Genomic DNA, 19,607 nt, shown 5'->3' on the forward strand with positions numbered 1-19,607 from the left:
CGTATTTCACTCTAGTAAGCGGCAAGGTAAAAACTTGTCACTATTGAGCGTCTTTCTGAGCTTTGATCATTTTGGCTCGTGGACTACGCATTAACTCACGGAAAATGATCCAGAAGACATACCCCAGTGAACCCATAGCCAATAAATAGTATCCAGTCATGATCCAAGTTGGCACATTATGCGCTAAAAAAACATACATAGAGACTGAAGCTAGCGTAATCAATACCGCCACCGCAGGTGTCATAGACCAAGGCGTAATATCTACTTGTTCGGTATAAACATCTTCATGATCTTCCTGAGGATAGAAATACCCAACCGTCAACATAAAGACAACGTTGGCAACAAATAATAACCCAACAAGGTGGAAGAAGTGGATGTCTACTTGGAAAACAAAGTTAAACAGAATATAGGCTGACACACCAAAAAGTAGCCCAAGTTTAGCGGCAATGGCGGGAACATGTTTGGTCAATAACCCGACCAGTACCACACTGAGAATCGGCGAGTTAAACAAACCTTGTAACTGCTGGATAAGATAGAACAGGCCATCTGGTGCGTTGGCAACTAAGGGGGCCACAATCATAGAGATTAACGCTAAGCTTAGCCCTAGCCATTTCCCAAGTGACACCGTTTGTGCTTCCGTTGCATCAGGTTTAAGCGATTTTTGGAAAATATTGACGGTAAATAGGGTCACCGAAGAGTTTAACCCGCCACTAAAGGTAGAGAATACCGCGCCCACTACCACTGCAGCGAAGAAACCGACCAACATTTCCGGTAGAACCAATTGTACAAGGCTAGGATAAGCATGGTCAGGGTTATCCATCTGCCCACTGAAAACATGGAAGGCAATAATACCGGGTAAAATAATAATACTTGGAATCATCAGTTTAAAGAAAGCACAAAGCAGTACTCCTTTTTGTCCTTCTGCTAGGTTCTTCGCCCCCAAGGCTTTTTGTACAATGGACTGATTGGTACACCAGAAGAACATATTGGAGACGATCAACCCAGTAAATAAGGTCGAAAATGGCACCATCGAATCTTCAGAACCAATCGAGTTAAATTTTTCTGGGTGAGCTTGATAGACTTCCACTAAGCCGCCCCAAATATCACCATTGCCCACATAAGCCAGAGCGAACAACGTGACCATCAAGCCGCCAGTAATTAACCCAACACCATTGATAGTATCGGCTACTGCAATCGCTTTAATGCCACCAAAAACAGCATAAATGGCCCCTATCGTACCCACACCCCAAACCATTAGCCATAAAGCGGTATCTTTATCGACACTAAATACATTAGATACTTGGAACAAACTTTCCAAAGCGATCGCACCGGTATAAAGCACAATAGGTAGGAGTGAAATGACATACATGGCTAAGAATAGAATCGACGTAATGGTCAGCGTTTGTTTATCAAACCGCTTTTCTAAGTATTCAGGAATGGTCGAAATACCCAGTTTTAGATAACGCGGTAGAAAGAAAATCGCAAAAAGAACGATGGTCATGGCTGCCATCACTTCCCATGCCATGACAATAAAACCAGTACGAAAAGATAAGCCATTGAGTCCGACGAGGTGTTCTGTAGAGAGGTTCATCAGCAACATGGATCCGCCAATATAAACCCCAGTTAACGACCGACCGCCGAGAAAATATCCTTCTGTTGAATCAGTAAGGTGTGCGTTGTGAGTTTTATAGTAGGCAAATCCCGCAACGAACAGCGTAAAACCGATAAATGAAATAAAAGCGAGCATGGTTCCTCCAAAAGCTTTTATTACGCCCAGCACCTTTATATCTCCATGCTGGGCGATAAATTAGCCAACCTGATTAGCGAAGGCTAATGACGATTTACAGTGTAATTTCACGTCCTGAGTGCAGTGATTCCAACGCTTTATCCGCGAGCAATAATGCTTGCTCACCATCATAACCACTGCATTCAGGCTTCGCTCGGCCAGATAACACATCCACAAAGTGCTGCCATTCTGCGCGATACGCTTTTTCATAACGCTGTAAGAAGAAGTGTTCAGGTTTTGCGGCCAGACAGCCTTGTTCGCCCCAAACTTCCACCACATCTTCATGGATATTATTAGCGCGCAGTAAACCTTTTTCGCCATGCAGTTCAATACGTTGATCGTAACCGTAACCAGAGCGACGGCTATTGGTAATCGTCGCCATCGCCCCTGATGGGAATTTCATCACGATGAATGCGGTATCAATATCCCCCGCTTGACCAATTTCAGGATCGACAAGATTACTGCCTTGTGCATAAATAGAGACAGGATCTTCTCCCATGATAAAACGAGCCATATCAAAGTCATGAATCGTCATATCTCGGAACATGCCACCAGAAACTTTGACATATTGAGCAGGAGGTGGCGATGGATCGCGGGAAGTGATCAGCAGTGACTCCGCTTTACCAATGACACCCGCACTCAGTTGTTCACGCACTTTTCGAAACTGTGGATCATAACGGCGATTAAATCCGACAAAGAGAGGAACCTGATGCTCTTTGACAATGGCTAAACATTCACGGACTCGTTCAATATCTAAATGGACAGGTTTCTCACAAAAAATAGCTTTCCCAGCTCGTGCAGCCAGTTCAATCAACTCTGCATGGGTATCCGTCGCAGAGGCAATCAGCACCCCATGGACATTGGGATCAGCCAGAGCTTGTTCTGTGGTTTGAATGTTAGCGCCATATTTATCGGCCAGTTTTGATGCACCATCACCATAAGGGTCAATGACAGAGTAGAGGTTGGTTTCTTTATGTTCAGCGATATTGACGGCGTGAACTTGTCCAATTCTACCAGCGCCAAACAAAGCAATGTTATACATAGGGTACTCTCCTTCTACAGGATGTTTTTATGATCTTTTCATTGAAGCTTTACCGCATAACGAGTGTTGGCTTTCTCACTTCATTAATGAGCGGAATGGAAACAATGAGTTCTTGTTAATAACAAACACACCATAGCAACGAAAAAATAATTCCACAATAATTTAAAATGAAATTTTTATTTTGTTTTTGAGAATTGAGAGTATCGCAACATTTTTGCTCACCATGAGCCTTGAGGCTGTATTCATTAAGGATAATATGAGAGGAATTGAAGAACATTGATCAACAAAATAGAAACATTATTGATATATAAAGGCTTTTTATTACTTTCTTCACAGAATAGGGAATGATATGAAATAAATATTTCATATCAACTAAAAACCGCGCGCATTTCCGAACGATCTCGAACAAAAAAGCCACAATATGATCGCGCTTCTCTTTGTGGCTTTCGTTCATTGGTGACACTTCACGCTTCTAGTGCAAATGGATTAGAAATCTGTCATTAGCCGTTTATATTCCATGTCATCCTCATACATTTTGTGGAAAATAGTGTATTTCATATCATAGAAATGCTTAATTTTTTCGGTCTGTGGCGTCACACTTTTACTGATACGACTCATCGCATTCATGGCATCTGGAATGTCACTATAAAACCCGGCGGCCACGGCTCCTAACATTGCGGAGCCAAGAATGACAGCTTCACTCTCTTCTGGTAACAAAAAAATACATCCTGTCGCGTTCGCATGTTCTTGCAGAAAAATACTGTTCTTGGTACCTCCCCCACAAGCCATGATAGTATCAATTTCGTAGCCTGAGCGGTTCATGACTTCGATAATATGACGAGTTCCCAAAGCGATTCCCTGAATAGTTGCCAAATACAGTAATGCCATATCATCCATGGTTTGGGACATTTTTAATCCAGTAACGGTCCCCGTGAGATGCGCATTAGCTCGCGGTGAACGATTGCCATGAAAATAGGGCAGTACGTGAATGTCTTTGGTCAGAAAGGCAATGTTGTCTTTGCTGCCCGCTAAACTCAGCAAACGATCATTTAACAACTGGTAGACCGTTTTTCCTACTTTACCCGCTTGTATCTTGACACTGTCATACAGTGGATGAGAAGTAATCACATGATCAATTAAAGCGCCGGTTGCAGACTGACCGCCTTCATTTAACCAGTACCCCGGGATCATGGCGCTGTAGTAAGCTCCCCATACCCCATCAATAAATCGAGCGGTTTTTGAAACGGTCATGTGACAAGAGGAAGTGCCACCAATTAAGGCTAACCGCTTATTAAAATCCGCTTTATCCCCTGTCATTCCTGCCGCACCTAAAACACCAATTCCCCCCGCATGGGCATCAATGATGGAGGTCGCAACGGCCGTTCCAGCCACTAAACCGAGATCTGAAGCCGCATGAGCGGTTAACCCATTTCCTACTGGTTGCCCCATTGGCAAAATACGTTCGCCAATCACTTTCGCATTACTGTCGAGTAAATCATCAAGACCCACTTCTTTGAAAAAGCTTTTATCCCATCGACCTTCATGGCCCAGATAGGTCCACTTACAGACGGTTGAACACAATGAACGACTATCATCAAAGGTAGCTTTCCAAGTTAAAAAATCCGGTAAATCAAAAAAATACCCCGCTTTTGACCAAGTATTCGGCATGTTTTGCTTTAGCCAGAGTAACTTTGGGGTTTGCATCTCAGGTGAAATCCGATTCCCCACATAAGCCAGCACAGGATGTTCTGTTTTATTAATGCGATCGGCTTGAACGATGGCTCGATGATCCATCCACATGATAATGTTCTGTTCACTACGCCCCGTTGGGCTCACGGTTAAAGGTTGACCATGTGGGTCCAACACCACCAGAGAACAGGTTGCATCAAACCCTATCCCTTTGACTTGAATCGGGTCGATATTGGCCTGAGAGACCGCATCTTTCACCGCCAAGCACACCGACTGCCAAATATCTTCCGACGATTGTTCAACAAAATCGGCTTGTGGCTTAAACATAAGCGTATCGCGTTTCGCTTCACCTACTTTATGTCCATTGGCATCAAATACCCCAGCTCGTGCGCTACCACTGCCTACATCAACGCCGATAAAATAAATACTCATAGATTTCACCGTTAAGCCTTATTCTTTTGTAAGAAAATAAATAAAATCAGGATACCGCCCCACAGAGCCATGGTGAGATAGCTGCTCACTCCCAGCAAGTTAAGGCCGCTTTCTAACGTTTGAAGCACGATCAAGGCAAGCGCAATACCAATAATTCTCCCAAAACCGCCATCAGGGTTAATACCGCCTAACACCGACGCTAAAATGGCAATAAGTAAATAAGATTCGCCATATCCGGCTTTAGCAGAATTGAACTTTGCCATCATGACCAATGCTGCCACCCAACATAATATGGATGAGAGGACATAAACCGATAAGGTGGCCTTTTTCGTGTTAATCCCTGAAAAACGAGTGGCTTTTTCATTCGACCCCATTAAATAAATGGTTCGTCCTAAGCGGGTATGTTCTAGTAAAGCCCAAAGCCCGATCGCAAAGACGGCAAACAAAATAAGAGGCATGGGAATACCGAAAAATACCCCATTTCCCAGCACCAACAATGTATTCGGGAACCCAGAGATCACGCTTCCCCCAGAAATAAGAACATTTAGCCCATTGATCAATGTCATCATTCCTAGTGTTGCCAAAATGGGAGAAACACCAACATAGGCAATTAACGCCCCGTTAAACAGCCCAATCATGACTGCTGTTGCCACGCCTCCAGCCAAGGCAATCACCAGCATCGCCGCACTGTCTGGTGCTTGAGTAATGATGCTCGCCATTACCAAACCGCAGGCATTGGTCGTGGCAATAATGGATAAATTAATGCCTCCGGTTAACATACAGACTGCCATTGCCAGCGCGAGCAAACCCAATAATGGCATTTGAGAAGACATCGACTGTAGGTTATTTAACGAAAAGAAAGATGGACCGGCCAAAAATCCCATGGCCAGTAAAATACCCACTAATATCACCAACAAATAACGAATATTTTTATCCGTCGGTAATAGTAGTTTATTGAGAATTTCTTCCATTATGCCCCCTGCATCGCTTGTTTTTTCTCGTTGATCGCCGTTATGCTAATGCTGCATACAATGATTAAACCGGTTACAACGGTATGCCAATAAGAAGGAATCCCTAGAATCGTTAATCCATTTTTTACAATTGCCAGTAAGATAACCCCAAGGATCACTCCCATTAATGTTCCCTTTCCTCCTGTCATACTGGTTCCTCCCAGCACGACAGCAGCGAGCACGGTCAACTCAAACCCCATCAGTGAATTTGGTGCAACCGACTGGGTGATTTGGGTTTGCACGACTGAAGCGATGCCCGCCAGTGCCCCCATATACCCATAGACAAATAAATGAATACCAAAAAGGTTAATACCAATCCGGCTCGCCGCATCAGCATTGCCACCTACCGCATAAATTTGTCGTCCTAGGCGTGTTTTCGTCATTAAAAAAGAAGTGGCGAGAACCATCACAATGAGCGTCAAGATCGGAAGTGACAAGCCATAGTCATAGCCATCACTCCCTGTGAACGTGAATAACTCGATACCATTCATAAACCAGTCGGGAAAACCGTATAACCACTCACCATTGCTGACATAAATCAGTAAACCAAAGAAAACATTTAAGGTGGAGATGGTAATAATGATGGCGGGCACTTTTAACTTGTAAACAAGGATCGCATTGATCATTCCCAGTAAAATCCCCACTACGGTAGCAATAGCAAAAGCAAGCATAAAATTGCCACCGAGAGCTAAAATGTAAGTCGCCATCACATACTGGGCTATCGCCGCCGTAGCAGGAAAAGAGATATCAATTCCCCCAGCGATCAAAACAACAAATAACCCACAAGCCATGATGCCAAGAATGGCTGAGCTGACGGACATATCGAATAAGTTACCTAAGGTCAGAAAATCTTCAGAGGTCGCCGTTAGTACTCCCACAATGAGAACAATCATCATCGACAGATAAAATTCATGATGTTTCGTTAACGGCGTGAGAGAGCAGCGAAATGAATTAACCATTGACGGCCTCCATAATCTCTTGTTCGGTGGAGTAAGCGGGGTAGAAGTCATGAGTAAAACGTCCTTCTTTCATCACAATCACACGGTGACTGTTATAAAACACTTCAGGGATCTCATCACTGACCATGATGATGGCCATTCCTTTTGCGGCAAGATCTTTGGCGATGGCATAAATCGCCTCTTTATTGGCGACATCAACGCCAACGGTCGGAGAGTCAAGGATCAGCACCTCAGGTTCTGCCGCTATCCACTTTGCGATAGAAATGCGCTGTGCATTACCACCAGAAAGGCTAGTCACTGGTAATTGAGGGTCAGCCACTTTAATTGAGAGTGATGAAATCAAAAGCTCCACCAGCTTATTCGCTTTGATGTGGTCGAGAAAACCCGACGGTTTTTGCAATCGATCCAATACCGCGGCCGTAATGTTGTCTTGAATGGTTTGATCCATAACCAGCCCAGTCGACATACGATCTTCTGATACATACCCAATACCATGAGCAATCGCCTCTCGGTTGGATTCGAAGAAAACCGGCTGTCCGCTGATCAATATCTGACCACCATCTGGTTTTGTCATACCAAATAACGCCATACATAACTCCGTTCGGCCAGCACCCAGTAATCCCGTAATAGAAACCACTTCACCCGCGCGAACAGAGAAAGAAATGTCACTAAATTGCCCTTTTTTCGTCAGGCCTTTGACTTCCAGTTTGATCTCACCTTGCTCGTGGTAAGGTGCCAGCGGAGTAAATTCAAAGCGCTGCCCCGTCATTAAAAAGGCCAACTTGTCACTGTCAACATCACAGGCTTGATACGTTCCAATCGTTTTTCCATCACGAATAACGGTAATTCGATCAGAAATTTCCATCACTTCATCCAATTTATGGCTCACAAAGACGACCGTGACGCCTTTAGATTTGAGATCGGCAACCACATTAATCAGATGGTTAACTTCCGTGCGAGTTAACGATGCGGTAGGTTCATCCATGATCATTAATTTGGCATCCGATGCCATAGCACGACAAATTGCCACAAGCTGACATTCAGCAATAGAGAGCTGTTCAACCCTTTTGTCTAACGCCAACTTCACGCCGACTTTGGCCATCGCGGTGAGTGCAATGTCTCGAATTCGTTTTTTTTGCACCAACCCTTTCGACCACTCAATGTGATCTTGAATAGCAATATTCTCTGCAACGGTTAAGTTGGGAAATAATGACAAATCCTGATAAATCACTTGGATGCCGTATTCAATCGACTGTTGTGGGGTAAGCCTTGCATAACTTTTACCGCCAAGGATGATTTCTGCTCCTTTCTCTGGCGCATGAACACCGGAGATCACTTTAAATAACGTACTTTTACCACAGCCATTTTTGCCCGCTAAACAATGCACTTCACCTTGATTAAAGGTAAGATCAATGTCATCTAGAGCTTTCACTGAACCAAAATGCTTTGAGACATGTTTAAGGGTAATAAAAGGAGTACCTGACATAAGAATTTCCAGAAGTCAAAGGGCGGCGTTGCACCGCCCAAATAAGTAGAGGTAAAACGTTAAGCCGTTAAAAACCTAACTGACGAGCGTTAGTGTTATCCACTTCTAAGATTCTATTGAATTTGATGACACGATTTTCGGTATCAATGTCCGCCTCACCAAGCCCTTCAACTGTCACGCCTTTTGAGACATCTTTTCCTTCTAGCATCTGCTTCGCAACAGCCACCATGGCATAGCCTGCATCAGCGGGGTTCCATAAGAAACCCTTTTTAATTTCCCCACGAGCCAAATAAGGAGCCGCTTGACTTGGCATCATGATGCCCACTACGCTGATCTTATCTTTTGCTCGTTTCTTTCTGATCGCTTCACCAGCACCAATACCGCCAAGTGAACCATAAGAAACAATGCCAGACATGTCTGAGTGCGCTTTCATCAAATCATTAGTGGCAGCATAAGATTGATCGATACTTTCCGCCACTGGCATACGGCTAGTGACTTCATACATATTGGGATAGGTTTTTTTCTGGTAATCGATGGCTAGATTTGCCCAGTTATTATGCAGAGGCACCGTTAATGAACCCACATACACGGCATAGCCGCCTTTCTCTCCCATATTCTTTGCGAGTTCATCCATGGTCGCTCTCGCATAGGCTTGATTATCAATCGTTTCGATATCCCAATCGGCACTATGACCATCGGGAGATTCATGTGTTAGAACAATAATGCCTTTATCACGTGCTTTCTTAAATACGGGTTCAAGTACGGTCACATCATTAGGGACAACGGTAATCGCATCCACACCCTTTGCGATTAAATCTTCAATAATTTTCACTTGCTGAGCAGGATCTGGCGTAGAAGGACCCAGTTGTCGTGCATTCACACCAAAATCGGTGGCGGCTTGTTCTATCCCTTTATTCATTTGGTTAAACCAAGGAATACCGGAGACTTTTACTACGTTTACAATCTCGTACTCTTTCGCCTGTGAACCTGCAGCAGCTATAGCAAGCGTTAATACGGCGGCTTTTAATAAGACCTTTTTCATCTTCATCAATCCTTTATTGTGGTATGTAGGGTTAAGGTGAATCGATGAAAGAATGTTAAATCGGATTTCAAGACAATATTGATACCCAATAGAGAAAACGTGATGCAGACACGAATATGTTAATATTTAGTTAATATAAAATCTCATATCAGTAAAAATCATAGGGAGGTGTAAAATTACGAATAAAAAAACCATGAAAAAGATCAATTAATTGTCATTTAATTAACAACATAAAAACAAAAAAATCAAAAAATTAAAAAACAAAAAAATAGCCAGTAAGCTCTTAGCCTAAAAAACCGTATTTTGATAAATATATGAATAAGATCACTTTTACTCTTCTATACCATCATAACTTTGACTCTTGAACGAACAAAAAACACTCAACAACGAATGTTATAACCGCCTCATTCTCGTTTTTTTGTCACTAAGTAACCGGTTATTTGTCCTAGAATTTCAGTTTTCAGCCCAATAAACAAAAAGCCATCGCGCAATGCGATGGCTTCATAGAGGTTCATGATGTACCTGATTAGCCTATCAAACCTTGTTTCGCCAAGTATTCATCGTAGGTGCCGTGGAAATCGTTGACACCTTGTTTAGTGATCTCAATGATCCGTGTGGCAATAGAAGAAACGAATTGGCGGTCATGGGAGACAAACAGCAAAGTACCTTTGTAGTTCTCTAACGCCAAGTTCAACGCTTCAATCGATTCCATATCCATGTGGTTGGTTGGTTCATCCATCAACAAAATGTTCGGTTTTTGCATGATTAACTTACCAAATAGCATTCGACCTTGCTCACCACCAGAAATCACTTTAACCGACTTTTTGATGTCGTTTTGTGAAAACAGCATACGACCTAAAATGCCCCGTACCGTTTGCTCATCTTCCCCTTCGTTTTTCCACTGGCTCATCCAATCCAATAACGTCATATCGTCACTGAAATCATGAGCGTGATCTTGCGCGTAGAAACCGATGTGATTGTTTTCAGACCACTTGATCATGCCTGCCATCGGCTCCATTGCACCTGCTAAGGCATTGAGCATGGTTGATTTACCAATCCCGTTTTCACCGATGATGGCGATGCGCTCACCCACTTCGACCATTAAGTTAACGTTATCAAACAAGATGTTATCGCCATAACCTTGCTTTAGACCTTCAACTTCTAACGCATTACGAAATAGCTCTTTCTTTTGATCAAAGCGAATAAACGGAGATTGACGGCTTGATGGTTTAACCTCTTGTAGCTGAATTTTATCCAACTGCTTTTGACGCGACGTGGCTTGCTTGGCTTTTGAAGCGTTAGCAGAAAAGCGGCTCACAAAGGTTTGTAGCTCAGCGATTTGCGCCTTTTTCTTTGCGTTGTCAGCATGTAAACGCTCACGAGCTTGTTCAGCGGCGCTCATGTATTCATCGTAATTACCGTGGAAAAGACGCAGCTCACCATAGTCTAAATCCGCCATATGAGTACATACGGTATTTAAAAAGTGGCGGTCGTGAGAAATAATGATCATGGTGCAGTTACGCGCCAGCAGTACTTGCTCTAACCAAGCGATAGTATGCATGTCCAAGTTGTTGGTCGGTTCATCAAGCAGCATGATTTCTGGTTCGGCAAATAACACTTGCGCCAGCAAAACTCGAAGTTTCAGACCTGGAGCCACTTCACTCATTAAACCAAAATGCTGCGCTTCAGGAATGCCAAGCCCAAGTAGCAACTCTCCGGCGCGAGCTTCTGCTGAATAGCCGTCCATTTCAGCAAATTCAGTTTCAAGATCGCCCACTCGCATACCATCTTCATCGGTCATTTCCGGTAACGCATAAATGCGGTCACGTTCTTCTTTTACTTTCCACAATTCTTTATGACCCATGATCACTGTATCGACCACGGTATAGTTCTCAAAAGCGAACTGATCCTGACCCAGCTTTGCCATCCGCTCATTGGGATCAGTGGAAACCGTACCAGAAGAGGGTTCAAGTTCACCGCTAAGGATTTTCATAAAGGTGGATTTACCACAACCGTTTGCGCCAATCAGGCCATAGCGATTGCCATTACCAAATTTAATCGAGATATTTTCAAATAATGGCTTATCGCCAAATTGCATGGTGATGTTTGCAGTCGTTAACACAAAAAATTCCAAGTTGTTGGATGATGATAAACAAAAGGTTAGTTTTACTTACCTTTAAAAATGCCGCCGATGATAGCATTTTTTGTGACAAATATCACCTAAATTTGCAGACAAATCGTTCATCTAACAAAAATAGACAATAAGCGGTAATCAATATGAAAAATACATCCAATTTAAAATACCTTATTACTGAATAACAATAATTATTTAAAATAAGAAAGGTTAATTTTTAGTATAAACACGCTCGGGACGACCAACTTTACCGTATTCGTTTTCACTAATAATAAGTCCATGAGTGGCACAATATTCTAAATATCTCCGAGCTGTGGTTTTACTCACACCAGTATGTAGACTCACTTTTTCAACGGTAAATTTATCGCCACTATTTAAAGATAATAGACGAATAATTTTATCTAATGTTATCTGCTCTATACCTTTAGGTAGAAGGCTAACTTGCTGCTTTCTGTGCTGAATATTAAATAACTCATCAATGTATTTTTGATTTAAATTATCATAAGCTTTCATTGCATTATTGAGATCTAAATAACGTTGTAATGTTTGTTGAAATCGATCAAAAGATATAGGTTTGAGTAAATAGTCAAAACAACCAAGCTGCATTGCTTCTTGAACCGTGTTTACGTCATCTGATGCTGTGATAAGTACAACATCTTGTTTTCTTTTCTTTTTCTGAGCAAGAATATCACGATATAAATCAATACCTAAACCATCCGGCAGATAGTTATCGAGTAAGATAAGCTGTGGTTGATAAGCTTGAATAATCGTGCGAGCTATCTTCTGAGACTCAGCGATCCCGACAACAGTAAATCGACTAAAACCTTGAATGATATCCAAATAAATATTAGTAATATTTACGTCATCCTCAACAATAACGATATCAATCGTTTCCATTCCTCCCTCCTGACATTATGCTAATTATTAATATAGTTGGGGATAAATAAAGAAAAAATACATCCCTGAGGTTCAGCATTATCAATGTTAATAAAACCACCCGCTTGTTTTACATAGTGATCGACAAGATATAGCCCAAGACCATGATCTTCCTTATCATCTTTACGAGTCACACCTCGATTCCATATTACTTCCTTTTCCTGTATAGACAGACCACTTCCATTGTCAGACACTTCAATCAAAATATCTTGTCCTGCATCGGTAATTAAAATGCCAACATAAGGACTCTTCGTTTGATTTATTCGACATGAATCAAAGGCATTCTCAATCAAATTTCCTAATACTGTGCATAATTGATGATCATCTAACTTTGTTTGATTGTTACTTAACTGACAAGTGGGATCTAAACGAAAATCAATATTTAACTCTTGTGCACGTAAAGCTTTCCCTAGTAAAAATGCAGCAACTTGATTGACGTGGATAGAATGCTGAATAAAGTCTAACAGCTCTTGTTTACTCCCACTTTCATTATTAATTAATATCATCGCCTCTTGAATATTTCCCATTTTTAACAATCCAGAAAGTGTCGTTAACTTATTAGAAAACTCATGACGAAGAACACGAAAATTATCACTATATTGTTTAATTTGAGTTAAGCTTGCGGAGACCGCATACACATCATTCTGCTCACGAAAGCTCAGAACCCAACCAACAAGATTTTTATTATGTAATATGGGTTCTCGATTAGCGATAATTTGATGATGGTTTAATCGATAAAACTCATCTTTCTGTTTATCGATGAGCGAACTCTTATTATCTAACCAACTACAATCATTAAGATAATCTCTAATGTTAATATTTTCTTCTGAACCGCATGGAAGATAGCGTTTTGCTGCTGGATTTATAACAATTATCCTACCTTGTAAATCAACCGCAATAATACCCTCATAGACAGCATATAAAATAGATTGCTGAATTTCCCAAGAGAGCGAAATTTCTTCTGGTTCCATATTATTCATTTTTCTTTGTATGTGCCGAGAAAACAACCAGACTAATAATAATGAAATAGAAATTAATAATAAGGCATCAACAATCAAAGGACGAAAGTAGTCTTTAAGCCAATATTGAAACCGTGTTAACAGATAACCGACTGAAACCACACCAATAATATTACCTTGGCTATCAATAATCGGTGACTTCCCTCGTATACCATAACCTAAACTCCCTTCTCGCAAAGAAGTATACGATTCCTTTCTTAATAAAGCTCCCGCATTATCATCACCTTGCATTGGATAACCTATACGATCCGGCTCTGGATGAAATAAGCGAATACCATTTTGATCACCAATAACAATAAAGCTCGCATCAGAATAATGCATGATACGCTCAATCGCCTTGTGAATTTCTGTAATGTTTTTTGTTTCTACTAAAGTAATCAACTCTGGATCACTAGCAATATCTTGAGCTTGTAATAATGCACGAGTACGAACTTGATCATCAATAGAAGAGGATAATGCTTGATAGAATCCCCAGGCCATGTAAAGGAATTGAATTAGGAGTAAAAAAGTAAGCAATAAGAATATCTTATTACGAAAGCGTAAATGCATAAAAAAACATCGGTTTCGATTGCTATTTATCTGAATCACGTCCAGATTTTTACGCATTACCTTATACATATTCACTCATATAATTACACAACTTAGGTATTCCACAGCATACCTAAAGACAACAACTTTACTACCAGAAATTAACAAAAAAAAGGGTAAAGTCACAAAATGACTTTACCCTTTGAAATAGTTATCTTAAGCCATGTTTGAAAGGCTTTTATTTCTAAATGAGTTTATTAATGGCCAACAGATTGAAAAAATTGTCACTATCAATAGAAATTGAGTAATTCCTGATTGAACAAAAATACTGAACTCTTGATTAGAGATCCGAAATGCTTGCCTAAACGACTGTTCCATTTGGCTGCCAACAATAACAGCAAGAATCATTGGTGCAGTAGGAATAACCAGTTTGTGCATAATAAACCCAACTATACCTAATAAAATTAAGATATAAAAATCTACCACAGAATTCCCAATAGCATAGCAGCCCACGAAAGCAAGCCCTAAAACGATAGGATATAAAACATTCGCAGGGATAGCGAGCATACGAACTAAAACACCTGCTAATGGAATATTTACGAAAGCCAGAATAATATTCGCGACAAATAAACTTGCGATCAATCCCCACGCTGTTTCTGGATGCTGGGTAAATAAAAGCGGCCCAGGTTGTATTCCTAACATTAATAAGGCCCCCATCATGACTGCCGTCGTACCTGAACCAGGGATACCTAATGAGAGCATAGGAATCATCGCTCCAATGGATGCTGAGTTATTTGCTGATTCAGGAGCGGCTAGGCCTTCTATCGCACCTTTGCCAAATTCATCTTTGTTGGGTGAGAGTTGTTTCTCATTATTATAACAAAGTAACGATGCCATTGTTCCCCCTGCGCCGGGGAGTGCCCCGACAATAAAACCAACAGGGGCACTACGTAAAATGGGCCATTTCGATCTGCGCCAATCCTCTTTACTGATCCAAATCCGTTTAAACTGAGTTTGTGCTTTTTTACTACCATCACCTAAGGTTGTCATGCTTTTCAGCACTTCTCCTAATGCATAAATGCCAATGATCACCACCAAGAAGTCAACACCTGTTTGGAGCTCAAGGGAACCAAAAGTAAAACGACTTAATCCGGATTGAGCATCAATGCCGATTGTTGCAATCGCTAACCCTATTGCCATAGAGAAGAAACCTTTCAGCATATTGCCTTTAGACATAGAAACCGTCATCGAAAGGGCGGCTAGCATTAACATAAAATATTCTGCTGGACCAAATCTAATCGCAAAGTTGGCTACAGGCTCAGCAAGAAAGGTCATGAGCACCGCAGCGATAGTACCTCCGATCAATGATGCGATTGCTGAGATAGCAAGTGCGGCTTCTGCACGCCCTTTCATTGCCATCGGATAACCATCGAAGGTTGCCGCCAAGGCAGCACCGTCTCCGGGTGTATTGATTAAAATCGAGCTACGGGAACCACCAAACATCGCCCCCATATAGATCCCTGTCATCGTAATTAATGATGCCGTAGGCCCCATGGCATAAGTCATGGGCAATAGAACGGCAACGCCCGTCGCCGGACCAAGACCCGGTAGCATGCCGATAATCGTTCCCATGATCCCACCAAGTGTTATCAGTAGAAGATAATAAGGCTGTAAAGCAATCCCAAAGCCATTAAAAAGATTCGTAAATATATCTGTCATAGTTAATTTTCCTTAACTAAAAAGTGTTCCGCTAGGTAAATTAATGGATAATAATTCATTGAAAATGAAGTAAATCCCAACAGAAAAAACCACACCAATGACTAATGATTGCTTCCAACGTTTAATACCACATGTAACCATTAACATCATCAGCATAAAAAACATCGTGCTTATAAGAAAGCCAACAAGCTCAAACATAAAAGAATACAGCAAGGAAATTAAACATGTTGATAATATCCTATATGTATTAATCTTATTTTTTGAATGCTCATCAATCGTCTTCATTATTGCTGTCATTGATGGAGAAAATCGACCATTAACGACTAATAATAATCCAATCACAATCATAAAAATCGAGATCGACAAAGGCATAACAATCGGTTCCCACTCATTACCAAATATAGGCCTTGGTAATAAATAGGCGTAACTACCATAACTTAAGCCAAAGAGAATACTGATAATACCGGTCAATCCATCCCAATTAGATTTACTATAATCTTTCATATTTATATCATCCATAAATGTACAAGAGAATAAACCAATACCTATAACGATAATTTTTATCTAGGCGATTGGTTTATTTCTGTATTGAAAATTTATATAACTCTAGAAAACTTCTTTAATCAAGGCATTGTATTGTTGATTCGTATTTTCTAAGAATGGTTGAAAATCATCAAAATCCAGATAAGCATCATCCCATCCATTGCGTTGTAATGCGGCTTTCCAGCTATCGGTATGAATCATTTTCTCTAAAGCATTACGCCAATAATTGATGGCTTCTTCTGGCATATCTTTCGGCCCAAATAAACCACGCCAATTTTCAAAAACCACATCAATTCCCTGCTCTCTAACGGTAGGAATTTCGGCCATCATCCCTTCACCTACTCGTTTATCAGCAGTTTGAGCTAATGCTCTCAACTCACCACTTTGTATTAAACCAGCTACATCGCCTAACCCCGTTGAGATCAAATCAATGTGTCCGCCTAAAACCTGAGCAACAACTCCACCGTCTTGAAATGATATATAATCTATATTTTTTAAATTATTAATCCCAGCAGCTTTCGCCACTAAGAGAAATTGAATATGGTCCATTGAGCCAGCAGCGGATGTACCACCTATTTTAATAGACTTAGGATCTTCTTTTAGTGCCTCCATAACCTGATTAATTGAGGTATAAGGAGAATTTTTAGGCACAACAAAAGCGGCATAATCCGTAATTAAGCGCGCAATAGGGGTCGTATCTTGATAACTGTATGGTGTTAAACCGACTAAATGAGTCAGTAAGATCGGAGGAGAATAAACAGAAATTAAGTCTCCTTTACCTTTCTGACTTTGCATATAAGCCAAATTTACTGCACCCCCGCCACCGGGACGATTAATCACCGGTAGATTCGCATTAATAATCCCCTCATCTTTTAATGTCTTAGCTACGGTACGAATCGTAATATCCCATCCTCCACCCGCACCCGCTGGAGCAACCATATTAATGGTTCTTGGAGGATATGATTTCGCAAAAGCAGAGGATACCCCTAATAAAGAGCTAAGTATTATCAACCATGTTACAGAGATATATTTTACTTCATTCATCGTTCTATCCTTGTGTCTGACTTAATGTAAATGATTTTTATAGTTTTTAATCTGGCTTATATTGTTGCTCTACTAACAACGGTTAATGAAAACAACTTATAATGTTTTCAACTTGTTTACATTAAGTGACAATAAAGTAAATTAACGAGAGGAAGGACACTTTTTACCATACCGCTTATGGCGTTTATGGTTTTTATGATGTTAATTATTGACCGACAAAGGTAGACGTCAGCTAAACCATTGATCTAAGTAGTAGCTGACACCAATCTGAAAAAACATGACGAGCTTATGAGGCAATGATTAAGAGTTTTTACTCTCGATCAACACTGAAATCCCTTCTTCTGCTAATTCTTGTCGAACACTGATTGGAAATGCCCGGTCAGTGATCACCACATCAAAACACTGCATATCGAGCGCATGAAAGGTGGCAACTTTGCCATATTTAGAAGAGTCAGAGACAAGGATGACTTTTTGTGCTGCCGCTGCGACTGCCCTTTTGACAATGACCTTAGGCTCACTGGGCGTAGAGATACCGCGCAGATTCCATGATGAAGTTGAGACAAACGCGATATCCACATTCATTCCCGCCAGAAAGTCTGACACTTTACTCCCTACGCTGGACTGATTCTCACGATCAATTCGTCCGCCCGTATGATAAAGCTCGCTTTTACTGTGATGGGTTAGAAAAGCCGCAATAACAAAATCGTTAGTAATAAAAAGCAGATCATCACGGCTAGCAAGTTGATGAGCGATTTCCAGTGTAGTGGTCCCAGCATCAAGATAAACCGTAGCATTTTGTTGCACCAACTGGCTAGCAATAAGGCCAATCATCGCTTTCTCATTAGCGTGTTGCGTCGCTTTAGCATCATGAGAAGGCTCCTGATGCAGCACTTTAGTCAGTTGCACACCGCCTGACACGGACAATACCTTACCCAATTTTTCGAGTTTAGCGATATCGCGACGAATGGTCATGTGCGACACCTCTAATTGCTCAACCAGTTCGTTAATGCTGATCACTTCCTGTTGTGAAAGCAGAGATAGGATAGTTTTGTGACGTTCTGCTGGAATCATAATGACTTAGCTATAAGTAATGAGTGTACTCATATTATCAGTCATCAGCCATGGTGTGAAGTTGTGTTAACTATTGTTAAAAACAAACAAATTCTGGAGAAAAATGAAGCCGTAAAGTGTGAACATCTAGTTATTTTCAATATCATTACTAATGATTGTTAATATTTGTGACAAGTGACGCATGACACCTCGCCAGCTATCACATAGAATCACAATTAATAACACAAATTAACATCAATCTTCAATGCGAGATAAGTATATGGATAATCAAACCGTGAAATCGATAGCGGTGATCGGATTAGGATCTATGGGGATGGGGGCTGCAAAATCCTGTATTCGCGCAGGACTCGATGTGTACGGCATTGACCTCAACCCAATCGCTCTCGAAACACTAGGTAACTACGGGGCGAAAGCGGTAGCTAGCGACGCCAATCTATTTGCTCACGAACTCGATGCGGTTTTATTGTTAGTCATCAACGCCAAGCAAGTGAAATCGATTTTGTTCGATTCAGGTTTAGCCGCCAACCTAAAACCAGGCACAGCCATCATGGTGTCTGCCACCATCTCTGCCCAAGATGCAAAAGATATTGAAGCGGGCCTTAAGTCTTACCACCTGCTGATGTTAGACGCCCCCGTTTCCGGTGGTGCAATAAAAGCCGAAGCCGGTGATATGACCATCATGGCATCCGGAAGTATAGAGGCGTTCACTAAATTGGCTCCCGTGTTAGCGGCAACGGCAGGCAAAGTTTATAACATCGGTACCGAAATTGGTCTTGGTGCTACCGTCAAAATCATTCACCAACTTTTGGCAGGTGTACATATTGCTGCCGGAGCTGAAGCGATGGCCCTGGCCGCTCGTGCCAATATTCCTCTCGATTTAATGTACGACGTGGTCACTAACGCGGCAGGTAATTCTTGGATGTTTGAAAACCGAATGAAACACGTTGTTGATGGTGACTACTCGCCAAAATCAATGGTCGATATCTTTGTTAAAGACCTTAATCTGGTCGCCAATACCGCACAAGACCTGAAATTCCCTCTCCCACTAGCGAGTACTGCACTCAACATGTTTATCTCTGCTAGTAATGCAGGTTTTGGTCAAGAAGATGACAGCGCAGTGATCAAGATTTTTGATGGCATCAATCTACCTCGCATGGAGAAATAATT

15 protein-coding genes are annotated in these 19,607 nt (G+C 41.4%); 1 reads left to right on the forward strand and 14 read right to left on the reverse strand.

All coding sequences use genetic code 11. The annotated features are described in order from the left end of the window. Positions 1-40 precede the first annotated feature (40 nt). From FKN88_RS02900 to FKN88_RS02965, 14 genes are all read right to left on the reverse strand, one after another. On the reverse strand, positions 41-1,747 hold the full coding sequence (locus tag FKN88_RS02900; protein WP_040905021.1) for a solute:sodium symporter family transporter: 1,707 nt from the start codon (positions 1,745-1,747) through the stop codon (positions 41-43). Positions 1,748-1,841: 94 nt separating this feature from the next. After that, positions 1,842-2,828, reverse strand: coding sequence for an inositol 2-dehydrogenase (gene iolG / locus FKN88_RS02905; RefSeq protein ID WP_154171084.1), 987 nt, complete (start codon positions 2,826-2,828; stop codon positions 1,842-1,844). Positions 2,829-3,314: 486 nt separating this feature from the next. Next, the gene (locus tag FKN88_RS02910; RefSeq protein ID WP_187984796.1) at positions 3,315-4,949 is read right to left on the reverse strand and encodes an FGGY-family carbohydrate kinase; all 1,635 of its coding nucleotides are present in this window, start codon (positions 4,947-4,949) and stop codon (positions 3,315-3,317) included. 11 nt (positions 4,950-4,960) lie between these two features. Beyond that, positions 4,961-5,920 (reverse strand): ABC transporter permease, encoded by a 960-nt coding sequence (locus FKN88_RS02915; protein ID WP_306687203.1) that lies wholly within the window; start codon positions 5,918-5,920, stop codon positions 4,961-4,963. Further along, complete coding sequence (locus FKN88_RS02920) at positions 5,920-6,918, reverse strand: ABC transporter permease (protein ID WP_154171086.1); 999 nt, start codon at positions 6,916-6,918, stop codon at positions 5,920-5,922. The genes FKN88_RS02915 and FKN88_RS02920 overlap by 1 nt, the downstream gene beginning before the upstream one ends. Continuing rightward, entirely contained in the window at positions 6,911-8,404 is a 1,494-nt protein-coding gene (locus tag FKN88_RS02925) for a sugar ABC transporter ATP-binding protein (RefSeq protein ID WP_154171087.1), read from the reverse strand. The genes FKN88_RS02920 and FKN88_RS02925 overlap by 8 nt, the downstream gene beginning before the upstream one ends. Before the next feature lie 67 nt (positions 8,405-8,471). After that, positions 8,472-9,446, reverse strand: a complete 975-nt coding sequence (locus FKN88_RS02930) for an autoinducer 2 ABC transporter substrate-binding protein (RefSeq protein WP_187984798.1) — start codon at positions 9,444-9,446, stop codon at positions 8,472-8,474. A 526-nt stretch (positions 9,447-9,972) separates the two neighbouring features. After that, positions 9,973-11,568, reverse strand: coding sequence for an ABC-F family ATPase (locus FKN88_RS02935; protein WP_306687204.1), 1,596 nt, complete (start codon positions 11,566-11,568; stop codon positions 9,973-9,975). Positions 11,569-11,790: 222 nt separating this feature from the next. Further along, the gene (locus FKN88_RS02940) at positions 11,791-12,477 is read right to left on the reverse strand and encodes a response regulator (RefSeq protein WP_154171090.1); all 687 of its coding nucleotides are present in this window, start codon (positions 12,475-12,477) and stop codon (positions 11,791-11,793) included. Between the two features lie 20 nt (positions 12,478-12,497). Beyond that, positions 12,498-14,153 carry a sensor histidine kinase gene (locus FKN88_RS02945; protein WP_154171091.1) on the reverse strand — a complete coding sequence of 552 codons (1,656 nt, stop codon included), beginning with the start codon at positions 14,151-14,153 and terminating at the stop codon, positions 12,498-12,500. Positions 14,154-14,279: 126 nt separating this feature from the next. After that, a complete protein-coding gene (locus FKN88_RS02950) occupies positions 14,280-15,782 on the reverse strand; it encodes a tripartite tricarboxylate transporter permease (protein WP_154171092.1) in 1,503 nt (500 codons plus the stop codon). 12 nt (positions 15,783-15,794) lie between these two features. Further along, the gene (locus tag FKN88_RS02955) at positions 15,795-16,286 is read right to left on the reverse strand and encodes a tripartite tricarboxylate transporter TctB family protein (protein WP_154171093.1); all 492 of its coding nucleotides are present in this window, start codon (positions 16,284-16,286) and stop codon (positions 15,795-15,797) included. Positions 16,287-16,388: 102 nt separating this feature from the next. Further along, a complete protein-coding gene (locus FKN88_RS02960) occupies positions 16,389-17,369 on the reverse strand; it encodes a tripartite tricarboxylate transporter substrate binding protein (RefSeq protein ID WP_154171094.1) in 981 nt (326 codons plus the stop codon). A 300-nt stretch (positions 17,370-17,669) separates the two neighbouring features. Beyond that, on the reverse strand, positions 17,670-18,440 hold the full coding sequence (locus FKN88_RS02965) for a DeoR/GlpR family DNA-binding transcription regulator (protein WP_040905030.1): 771 nt from the start codon (positions 18,438-18,440) through the stop codon (positions 17,670-17,672). A gap of 259 nt (positions 18,441-18,699) precedes the next feature. On the opposite strand from FKN88_RS02965, the gene ltnD reads away from it, so the two are divergent. Beyond that, complete coding sequence (gene ltnD, locus FKN88_RS02970) at positions 18,700-19,605, forward strand: L-threonate dehydrogenase (protein ID WP_154171095.1); 906 nt, start codon at positions 18,700-18,702, stop codon at positions 19,603-19,605. Positions 19,606-19,607 lie beyond the last annotated feature (2 nt).

Origin of the sequence: Vibrio sp. 2017_1457_13 (assembly GCF_030851525.1) — a bacterium.
GTDB lineage: Bacteria > Pseudomonadota > Gammaproteobacteria > Enterobacterales > Vibrionaceae > Vibrio > Vibrio metschnikovii.